Here is a 9,393-nt window from a genome sequence, read left to right as displayed (position 1 = left end):
CTCCTGGACCACCCCACCGGGGGGCCCTCGGCCCCCCGGTGGGGTGGTCCAGGAGGGGCAAAGCCCCTCCTGGCCACCGGAGGCGCCACACACGCCATGGCAGAATCGCTTGTTTACTTGCCGCAGTCCGGCGACTGGACGTGCGCCGGATGCGGCGGTCCCTTGGAGCCCAAGAAGAGCGACGTCACCTACCTTGAGGGCGGCTTCAACATCACGCTGCTGACCTGTCCCAAGTGCAACATGGCCTTGCTCCCGGAGTATGTGGCCGTGGGCAAGATGCTGGAAGTGGAGCAGTTGCTGGAGGACAAGTAGTGCCGTGTTGCGTCGCGCCGTATGAGCGCGAGGATTTCCGGGAAGTCGCCGGCGAGACCTTGCGCCCCGGCGGGCTGGCCCTGACCGGACGGGCGCTTGCGGCCTGCCGGTTTTCCCCGGGGGCCAGGGTGCTGGATGTCGGCTGCGGCCCCGGTGCGAGTCTGGCCTTTCTCACCGACGCAAAACTGACCGCTTATGGCCTTGATGCCTCCTCTTTCTTCACGCGCCAAGCCGGCCGCATAGCTCCCGTGGTTCAGGGACTGGGACAAACCCTGCCTTTCCGGGAGGAAAGCCTGGACGGCGTGCTGTGCGAATGCGTGCTTTCGGCCTCGGGCGACGGGCCGGGGTGTCTGGCCGAGATCGCCCGGGTGCTGCGGCCGGGCGGACTGCTCCTCGCCACCGACCTGTACCTGCGCCAGGGCGCGCCTCTTGATGAAAACGGCGCGGGCTGCGCCGCCGGGGCGGTCACGCGCGAAGCCCTGGCCGTCATGTTTGGCGCGGCCGGATTCGCCCTGCGCCTGTTCGAGGACCACACCAGATTGCTTACGGAGCTGGCCTGCCGCCTGACCTTCGCCCTGGGTTCGGCGGCAAGCGCCGTTTCCTTGCTGACCGGCCGTGATCCGGCCTGTGCCGGCCAGGGGTCGCCGCGCCCGAAATTCGGCTACTGCCTGTGCATCGCCGCCAAGGAGTCCTTATGAACCCCACGCTTATGGAGATCATGCCTCTGGCCGCCAAGAACTATTGTTGCAGCCAGATTCTCGTGCTTATGGCCCTGCGCGCCCAAGGGGTGGAAAACTGGCCCCTGGTACGCGCCGCCGCCGGCATCTGCCACGGCATGGAATCGGGGCTGACCTGCGGCATCCTGACCGGAGGCTGCCTGGTCCTTGGCCTGTACGCCGGCCGGGGACGCGAGGAAGAGCTGGCCCATGAAAAAGCGGACCTCATCGTCACCGAATTCGTGGACTGGTTCCGCGAAAAGGCCACCGACATGTACGGCGACATCACCTGCCAGGCCATCTTAAGCGAAGGCAAGCCTGATGCCAGCCGTTGCGGCGGCCTTATGGCCGATGCCTGGGACCAGATTCTCGCCATCCTGTCGGAAGCCGGCATCGACCCGTCCGAGCCCAGGGAGTGATTGTGTCCGAATCTACCGGCGCCTATCCCACCATGAGCCTGTGCCCGATCTGCCTGCGTCGGGTGCCCGCCCGGCGCGAGGTCGACGGCGCGGACGGCTACGTGGTCAAGACCTGCCCCGAGCACGGCGAATTTAGCACCCGGTTCTGGCATGGTCCGCCGGCCATGATCGGCTGGAACCGGCCCAAGGCCCCGGGCAATCCGCCGCCGATACTTACCGAATCGCGTCTGGGCTGCCCCCATGACTGCGGTCTGTGCCCGGAGCACGCCCAGCACACCTGTACCGCGCTTTTCGAGATCACCGCCCGCTGCAACCTCTCCTGCCCGGTCTGCTTCGCCAGCGCCGGCAATACGCCGCCGCCCGATCCCGGGCTTGACGAGCTGGCCGAACGCTTCGCCCGCATCTTCGACGCCACCGGGCCGGTCAATGTCCAGCTCTCCGGCGGCGAACCCACGGTGCGTGACGATCTGCCGGATGTTGTTGCCGCCTGCCGCAAGGCCGGGTTCTCCTTCGTGCAGCTCAACACCAACGGCCTGGCCCTGGCCCGTGACCCGGGCCTGGCCGGACGTCTGGCCGATGCCGGCCTCGTCTCGGTCTTTCTCCAGTTCGACGGCGACGACAACGCCTGCCGGGTCCTTCGCGGAGGGCCGCTTTACGAAACGAAACTGGCAGCCATCGACGCCTGCGTGGAAGCGAAGATCGGCGTGGTTCTGGTCCCGACCGTGGCCCCGGGCATAAACGACGGCCAGCTCGGCGACATCGTGCGTCTGGCCCGGTCCAAGGCCCCGGGCGTGCGCGGCGTCCATTTCCAGCCCGTCAGCTCCTTTGGCCGCTATCCCTGGGCCGCCGGCCCCAGCGAACGCGTCACCCTGCCGGACCTCATGCGCGGCCTGGAAGATCAAACGGACGGCATGATCCGGGCCGAGCACTTCCATCCGCCGGGATGCGAGCATTCGCTGTGTTCCTTTTCCCAGCCCTACTTCCTCGAGGGAGATGGCGGGCTCAAGCCGGCCCCGACGTCGGGCCAATCCTGCTGCTCCCCCCCGCCTCCCATCGCCGCCGACGAAGGGGCGCGCCGCTCCAGGAATTTCGTGGCCCGCCAGTGGGCCGCACCGACCGCCGCCCCGAAAAAAGACGGCCCCATGGACGATTTCGACCGCTTTCTGGCCGACGCCGCCACGGCCCGGCGCTTCACCGTCTCGGCCATGGCCTTTCAGGACGCCTGGACCCTCGACCTCGAACGCACGCGCGGCTGCTGCATCCACGTGGCCACGGCCGACAACCGGCTCATTCCCTTTTGCCTCTACAACCTGACGGCGGCCGACGGCCGCACGCTGTACCGGGGGCACGACGGATGCGTCTAAGTCCCGTCGACGCTCTCGTTGCCGCCGGGCTGGGCCGGCCGGACGTCCCCCCGACGCCACAGGCCTTGCTGGCCTGGCGGCTGGCCGCCCTTTCCCGGGCCGTGCGCCATGCCGCCGCCGCCCCCTTCTACCGGGAACGCCTGGGCAACCTGCCGCCGGGTTTCCCCCATTTCATCGAGGAATTCGAAACCCTGCCCTTCACCCTGGCTTCCGACCTGACCGAGGCCCATGCCCGGTTTCTGGCCGTGTCCCAGGACGACGTGGCCCGCATGGTCACGCTTTCCACCTCCGGCACCACCGGCGCGCCCAAGCGCGTGGCCTTCACGACGGAAGATATCGAGGACATCCGCCACTTCTTTCATATCGGCATCCAGACCCTGGTCGAGCCCGGGGACACGGTGCTCATCCTCATGCCCGGGCTGCGCCCGGACAGCATCGGCGACCTGCTGTGCCAGATATTGCCGCGTCTGGGAGCCCGGGGGGCACTTGGCGACCCCACGGGCGATCCGGCCGTCCTGGCCGCCGACCTGCGCCGGCTGCGCCCGCAGACGCTCGTGGCCGCGCCGTCCCAGATCCGCCGGGCCATCGACGACCCGGACGTCCGCGCCGCGGCGAAGGACTGCCTGCGCACCATCCTGCTTTCGGCCGAGGCCTTGCCGGACGGCTGGAAGGCGCTTTTGGCCGAGCGCTTCGGGGCCACGGTCTTCGACCACTACGGCGCTACCGAGATGGGCTACGGCGGCGGCGTCGAATGCGAAGCGTTTCACGGCTACCACCTGCGGGAAACCGAAATCTATTTCGAAGTGGTCCACATGATCACCGGCGATCCCCTGCCCGAAGGGGAGGTGGGCGAGGTGGTCTTCACCACGCTGACGAGGCGCGGCATGCCCTTCGTGCGCTACCGCACCGGCGACGCCGCCGCCATGCTTCCCGGCCCCTGCCCCTGCGGCAGCAAACTGCGCCGCCTGGGGCCCATCCTCGGGCGCATCATCCACGGGCCAGACGGCCCGCAACTGACCAATCCGGCCAAGGGAACGGCCAACCGCCCATGATCAAACTTATCGACATCATCAATACCACCCTGGCCGAAGGCCGCCCCGTGGTCGCGGCCACCATCGTCACCAGCGAAGGTTCCACCCCGCGCACCGCCGGCTCCAAGATGCTCATCTTTCCCGACGACAAGATCGCCGGCACCGTGGGCGGAGGGCTGGCCGAGGGCCAGGTCATGGCCGCCGGGGCCGAGGTGCTGGCCTCGGGCGTCTCCCGGCTCATGGATTTCGACATGACCGGCCAGGCGTCCAAGGGCGCGGACCTGATCTGCGGCGGCCGGATGCGCGTGTTCCTCGAGCGCCTGGCTCCGGACGCGGCCACGAAACGCCTTTTCGCCGCCCTGGCCGAGACCTTGGGCAAAAGCGCGCCCTGCCTCGTGGTCACGCCCCTGGAGCCCGCTCCCGCCGGCGATGCGGGCCGCTGCCTGCTGCTCCCGGACGGCGACATCGTGGGCAGCGATCCCGGCCCGATGGTTTTGCAGGCCGCCCGCGAAAGAGCTCGCGCCATCCTGGCCCCGGTGGTCATGGAAGCCGACGGTCGGCGCTTTTTCCTGGAACCGGCCCTGGCCCAAAGTCCGCTTGTCATTTGCGGCGGCGGCCACGTCAGCCGGCCCACCGGGCAGATCGCGGCCATGGTGGGCTTTCGGGTGACGGTGCTCGACGACCGGCCGGAATTCGCCGCGCCCGAGCGCTTTCCCTTTGCCGCCGAGACCGCCGTGATCGACCCGGCCAAGGGCTGGCTCACGGGCCGGCGCATCGGCGAAAACGACTCCATCGTCATCGTCACGCGCGGCCACGCCCACGACTACGGCGCGCTGGCCGAAGCGCTTGGCACCCCGGCCGGCTACATCGGCATGATCGGCTCGCGCTCCAAGCGCGACGCCATCTACGACCGGCTCCTTGCCGCCGGATTCACCCGCGACGACATCGCCCGGGTCAAAAGCCCCATCGGCCTCCCCATCGAGGCCGAAACCCCCGAGGAAATCGCGGTGAGCATCGTGGCCGAACTGATCGCCTGCCGCGCCGCCAGAAGACCATGACCACCGACACGACCTTTCCCGACGCCTGCGCCTGCATCCTGGCCGGGGGACTTTCCTCGCGCATGGGCGCGGGGTTCAAGCCCCTGCTCACGCTTGGCGGCCGGACCGCGCTGGCCCTTTTGGCCGACACCTTCCGCCGGGCGGGGATTTCGAACATCCTGGTGGCGACCGGCCACCGGGGAATCGAGGTAACGGCCGAAGCGACACGCATCGGCATACGTAGCGTATACAATCCGGATTACGAAACCGGCATGTTTTCCACCGTCAAAACGGCCCTTGCCGCCGTGCCGGGGCATTGCCGCCGCATCTGCCTGACGCCGGTCGATACCCCCCTGTTCCGGCCGGCCACGGTTGCCCGGCTCGTGACGCGCCTTGGCGCGCCGGACGCCCCGCCGGTCGTCTATCCGATCTTTTCCGGCGAGCGCGGCCATCCGCCCTGCCTGGACGCCCGCGTCATCCCCACGGTCATGGCCCATGTCGGCAACGGCGGCCTGCGCCAGGCCCTGGCCTCTTTCCCTTTCGAGGAAGTACCGGTCGCCGACGCCAATATCCTGGCCGACATGGACACCCCCGAGGACTACGCCGTGCTGCGCTCCCTGGCCGATCGCCGGGACATCCCCACCCCGGCCGAGGCCGAGGCGCTTTTGGCCATCGAAAAGGTCCCGCCCCAGGGACTGGCCCATGCCCGGGGCGTGGCCGCCGTGGCCGAGGCCCTCGGCCGGGCGCTCAATGCCGCCGGGTCCGACCTCGACATTCCCCTTATAAAGGCCTCGGCGCTCCTGCACGACGTGGCCAAGGGACAGCCGCACCATGAAGCCGCCGGCGGCAGACTGCTGGCCTCCCTCGGCTTCGACGCCGCCGCCGCGATCGTCGCCGCCCACCGCGATAGCGACCTGCCGCCCGGGGCGCCCGTAACCGAACGCGAAGTCGTCTACATCGCCGACAAGTTCGTCTTCGGCCGTTGGCTGGTGCCTGTCGCCGGACGGTTTCAGCAAAAGCTCGACCTCTTTGCCGGCGACCCCGACGCCACCGCCGCCATTACCCGCCGCCGGGGAAACGCCTTGCGCGTGCTCGCCCGCATCGAAGCCGCCGTGGGACAGCGCGCCGAGGCGATCATCGATGCGGCCGGCTTCCGTCCCGGCCCTCCCCCGGCCCAGGCCTATGCCGCCGCGGCCGCCCGCCGCGCGCCCGCAAGCGCCCAGGGCCCCACCTCCCCGAGGCATTGACGCAAGCGGCCAAAAGCTGAGATTATCCGAAAACCGGCTGCATCGAAACGACGCCGCCGGGAAAGGGGATTATTGCCATGGACGCCGTAGGTTTCGACGTGCTGCGCCGGGCCGTGGCCAGTTGCGGGCTGGCTTCGGATACCGGACGCGGCCTGGACGTGCTGCTGTCGCGTTTTCTCGACGCGCTGACCGATCTGCCGGAGTTGCATCATGCCGCCGTGGTGCTGGCCGAGGCCGAGAGCCGGCCGGCCATCCGGGCCAGGCTCGGCGTGCCCGATGTGGGCATGGTGCTGGCCGCCGCCCTGGAGCGGGGACCGGGCGCCCGTACGGCCCGGGTTCTTCGGGCCGGAGCCACGCCGCTCGTGGCCGACGCCGACGGCAATGTCGCGGCGACGCGGGAGGAAGCGGCCATGCTGGCCGCGCCCATCCTGGCTGGCGCATGGCGGGAGGAAGGCGCGCCCCAGGGCTGGTTTTTCGTCGACGGCCTGCTTGGCCGCAATGCCCCGCTGGCCGACGATCTGCGCCTGCTGACGCTTCTGGCCGACATCCTCGGCCGCATGGCCGACATGGCCGCCACGGCCGCCGGCCGTACCCTGGACATGGCCCGGGAAGTGGCCTTTTTGCGCTCCAAGGTGTCCTTGCGCCACCAGCATGTGTTTTCAAGCGGCACGAGCCAGGCCCTGGAAGTCCTGCGCGGCGCGGTGACCCGGGCCGCCGTGTCCAAGGCCCCCATTGCCCTTCGCGGCGAACCCGGCTCGGGACGCGGGGTCCTGGGCCGCCTCATCCACGAACTTTCCCCCCGGGCCGTGCATCCCTTTGCCGTCTTCAACGCCGCCAGCGCCGACAAGCCCATGGAACGCCTGTTCGGCAACGCCCGGTCCCTTGGGCCAGCGGTCAAGCCCACCGTCGCCGGCCCCGGGCTGATCGAGGAAGCCGACGGCGGCACGCTGCTGATCCGGGAAGCCCACCGCCTGCCGCCGGACGTGTGCGAACGTCTGGCTCGCTTTTGCACGGCCGGGCGCATGGCCCGCCTGGGCGGGTCCCGGGAACGCCGCGTGGACACGCGCCTTTTTTTCGCCGTGCCCGTCGGCGGCCTGAACCCGGAACTGGCCGCCACCCTGTTGCCGGAGGTCATCGCCGTGCCGAGCCTGCGGGAGCGTCGGGAAGACATCCCCGCCCTGCTCGACGACCTGATGGCCCGGGAGGTGGCCCGGGGCGGACGCCGCCTGACGCTCACGCCCAAGGCCCTCAAAGCCCTGGAAGGCTACGACTGGCCCGGCAACATCCGAGAGATGGAAGGACTCGTGGCCCGTCTGGCCGTGACCGCGCCCGAAGACCGCATCGACATCGCCGACATCCCGCCCGAAATGCTGGCCGAGGGCGACCGGCCGCCGGTGCTGCCCGAAGACGCGGCCGAACTGCGCGACATGGAACGCCAGCAGGTCTTAAACGCCCTGACGCGACACGGCTGGGTCCAGTCCCGGGCCGCCCGGGAACTCGGCCTCACCCTGCGCCAGATCGGCTACCGTATCCGCAAATACGGCCTCACACGAGAAGAGGCGGATGTATAGGGGAAGAGGAGGAGAAGAGGATGCGAGAGGGGAAACCCTTTTGCAAAGGGTTCTCCCCTCTCGCGCTCTCCCCTTCCTAAACTTTTTACCCTTACAACGACTTCGATAGTAACACCGCATCACTATTGAAAGTCTTTGGGAACGGAACTGGGGGGAACCCTTTCGTAAGACAAGGGTTCCCCCCAGTTCCGTTCCCCCCCCGGGAGGACAGGTCATGTCGCAGGGCGTGAAGGACTTCGTGGACGTGCTGTTCAAGCTCGCCGTCGTCGCCGGCATCGCGGCCTTCTTGTACATCTACGCCGGCACGCGTTCCGTGGGCCGCTACCAGTACATCGCCAACGGCGAACTGGAATACGTCATGGATACCACCACCGGCATCATCTACCAGGGCGGCTCGTCCATGAACCACATCACCGGCCAGGAGACCCTGGGCGGCAAATCCATCAAAAAATAGCCGCCTATGCGCCGCCAAGGGTCATGGCATACAGCCTGGCCAGCATGTCGCCGGGCAGCCGTGTCTGCCACAAGCCGGCCATATGGGCCGCGACATAGGCCAGGGCGAACACGCCGCAAGCCCCGGCGGCCGTGAGCCACCACGGCGCGGGCCGCCCCAGGAAGCCGAAACGCACGGCCGAGGCCTTTTTGGGGCAGGCGATGACGCACGAGGCGCAGCCGCTGCACTCCATGGGGCGCGGTCCGGCCGTGACGGGCAGATCCATGGGGCAAACCTTGCGACACCGGCCGCAGCCCGTGCAACGCTTTGGGTCACGCACCAGGGACGTCGGGCCGATCTTGGCCAAAAGCCCGAGCAGCGCCCCGTACGGGCACAGCCAGCGGCAAAACGAGCCGCGAAAGACGATGCCCAGCACGAACAGGCAGCCCAGCACGATCAGGGCGGTCAGGCCCGGATGCAGGAAAAAAAGCAGCATCCTGGCATCGGCCGTGAGGTTGTAGGACGAGCGCACGAACTGTTCGATGGACGCGGCGTCCATGCCGAAAAAGCTCGTGAAGAGGAAAAAGGCCAACAGCAGGTACTTGGGCGCGCGAAGCGCCGCCTCGAGCCGCCGCGGCAGGGACCGGGCCAGCCCCAGCCGTTGGCCCAGCCGCCCCAGCCGGGCGATGACGAATCCCACCGGGCAGACGTGGCCGCAAAAGGCCTTGCGAAAGAAAAAGGCCATGGCCAGGGCGGCCAGGAAGATGGTCAGCCCGGCCGGATGCACCGGGTCCCAGGTGCCGGTCGCCAGGGCGTGGCGCGCGCCCAGAAGCGCGCTTATGGGCAAAAAGCCCTCCACCCCGGCCGGCCGCGCCGCCTCGGGGCCGGCCCCCACGGCGTAGCGGCAAAAAAGGATGAAGCGCCAGCCCACGTACAGGCTGGCCAGGAAAAAGAACCATTGGGGGATACGGGACCAAAACGACGGGGAAAAACGCTGTGACATGGAAAAGGCTTTGGGCGAAACGCCCGGGACAAGGTTGCAAAAACGACGGGGACACAGGGCTTGCGCGGCAAACATTCTTTCCATCCCCGAACCGCCCGGAGACTACACCATCCCCCGCTCCCCGCTGTCAGCTCCCCGACAGTCGCCTCGCATTGAGCGCTTCCCCTCCCCCAAAAAGTAGCTTCCCCACCCCCCTTATAAAAGTTTTGGGGAGGGGAGAGCGCGAGAGGGGAACCCTTTTTTCAAAAAGGGTTCCCCTC

At 68.5% G+C, this 9,393-nt stretch carries 9 protein-coding genes and 1 pseudogene; 9 read left to right on the top strand and 1 reads right to left on the bottom strand.

Annotated features, from left to right (window positions below; translation table 11 throughout):
* Positions 1 to 96 precede the first annotated feature (96 nt).
* The 9 genes and pseudogenes from ACMZ6R_RS19245 to ACMZ6R_RS19205 form a co-directional block, all read left to right on the top strand.
* Positions 97 to 303 (top strand): annotated as a pseudogene (locus tag ACMZ6R_RS19245) (DVU_1557 family redox protein); the annotation flags it as partial.
* 8 nt (positions 304 to 311) lie between these two features.
* Positions 312 to 1,010, top strand: coding sequence for a DVU_1556 family methyltransferase (gene trsM, locus ACMZ6R_RS19240; RefSeq protein WP_416114539.1), 699 nt, complete (start codon positions 312 to 314; stop codon positions 1,008 to 1,010).
* On the top strand, positions 1,007 to 1,447 hold the full coding sequence (locus ACMZ6R_RS19235; protein ID WP_416114537.1) for a DVU_1555 family C-GCAxxG-C-C protein: 441 nt from the start codon (positions 1,007 to 1,009) through the stop codon (positions 1,445 to 1,447). The genes trsM and ACMZ6R_RS19235 overlap by 4 nt, the downstream gene beginning before the upstream one ends.
* Positions 1,448 to 1,479: 32 nt before the next feature.
* Entirely contained in the window at positions 1,480 to 2,811 is a 1,332-nt protein-coding gene (gene trsS, locus ACMZ6R_RS19230; protein WP_416114541.1) for a radical SAM (seleno)protein TrsS, read from the top strand.
* A complete protein-coding gene (locus ACMZ6R_RS19225; RefSeq protein ID WP_416114535.1) occupies positions 2,802 to 3,863 on the top strand; it encodes a DVU_1553 family AMP-dependent CoA ligase in 1,062 nt (353 codons plus the stop codon). The genes trsS and ACMZ6R_RS19225 overlap by 10 nt, the downstream gene beginning before the upstream one ends.
* Entirely contained in the window at positions 3,860 to 4,900 is a 1,041-nt protein-coding gene (locus ACMZ6R_RS19220) for an XdhC family aldehyde oxidoreductase maturation factor (RefSeq protein ID WP_416114533.1), read from the top strand. Before ACMZ6R_RS19225 ends, ACMZ6R_RS19220 begins: the two co-directional genes overlap by 4 nt.
* A complete protein-coding gene (locus ACMZ6R_RS19215; RefSeq protein ID WP_416114531.1) occupies positions 4,897 to 6,126 on the top strand; it encodes a DVU_1551 family NTP transferase in 1,230 nt (409 codons plus the stop codon). The genes ACMZ6R_RS19220 and ACMZ6R_RS19215 overlap by 4 nt, the downstream gene beginning before the upstream one ends.
* A gap of 77 nt (positions 6,127 to 6,203) precedes the next feature.
* Entirely contained in the window at positions 6,204 to 7,697 is a 1,494-nt protein-coding gene (locus ACMZ6R_RS19210) for a sigma-54-dependent transcriptional regulator (protein ID WP_416114529.1), read from the top strand.
* Positions 7,698 to 7,911: 214 nt separating this feature from the next.
* On the top strand, positions 7,912 to 8,151 hold the full coding sequence (locus ACMZ6R_RS19205; protein ID WP_416114527.1) for a hypothetical protein: 240 nt from the start codon (positions 7,912 to 7,914) through the stop codon (positions 8,149 to 8,151).
* 4 nt (positions 8,152 to 8,155) lie between these two features.
* Here the strand turns inward: ACMZ6R_RS19205 and ACMZ6R_RS19200 are convergent, their stop codons facing one another.
* Entirely contained in the window at positions 8,156 to 9,208 is a 1,053-nt protein-coding gene (locus ACMZ6R_RS19200; RefSeq protein WP_416114525.1) for a 4Fe-4S binding protein, read from the bottom strand.
* Between the last annotated feature and the right edge of the window lie 185 nt (positions 9,209 to 9,393).

The sequence above is a fragment of the Solidesulfovibrio sp. C21 genome, from assembly GCF_047785625.1.
Taxonomy (GTDB): Bacteria; Desulfobacterota; Desulfovibrionia; order Desulfovibrionales; family Desulfovibrionaceae; genus Solidesulfovibrio.
The sequence above is the reverse complement of the archived record's forward strand: the minus strand, read 5'-3'. Positions and strand labels throughout refer to the sequence as shown.

Bases quoted from the DNA above. Each gene is read 5' to 3' on its own strand.
- ACMZ6R_RS19235 (WP_416114537.1), top strand. From the start codon at position 1,007: ATGAACCCCACGCTTATGGAGATCATGCCTCTGGCCGCCAAGAACTAT.
- trsS (WP_416114541.1), top strand. From the start codon at position 1,480: ATGAGCCTGTGCCCGATCTGCCTGCGTCGGGTGCCCGCCCGGCGCGAG.
- ACMZ6R_RS19225 (WP_416114535.1), top strand. From the start codon at position 2,802: ATGCGTCTAAGTCCCGTCGACGCTCTCGTTGCCGCCGGGCTGGGCCGG.
- ACMZ6R_RS19220 (WP_416114533.1), top strand. From the start codon at position 3,860: ATGATCAAACTTATCGACATCATCAATACCACCCTGGCCGAAGGCCGC.
- ACMZ6R_RS19215 (WP_416114531.1), top strand. From the start codon at position 4,897: ATGACCACCGACACGACCTTTCCCGACGCCTGCGCCTGCATCCTGGCC.
- ACMZ6R_RS19210 (WP_416114529.1), top strand. From the start codon at position 6,204: ATGGACGCCGTAGGTTTCGACGTGCTGCGCCGGGCCGTGGCCAGTTGC.
- ACMZ6R_RS19205 (WP_416114527.1), top strand. From the start codon at position 7,912: ATGTCGCAGGGCGTGAAGGACTTCGTGGACGTGCTGTTCAAGCTCGCC.
- ACMZ6R_RS19200 (WP_416114525.1), bottom strand. From the start codon at position 9,208: ATGTTTGCCGCGCAAGCCCTGTGTCCCCGTCGTTTTTGCAACCTTGTC.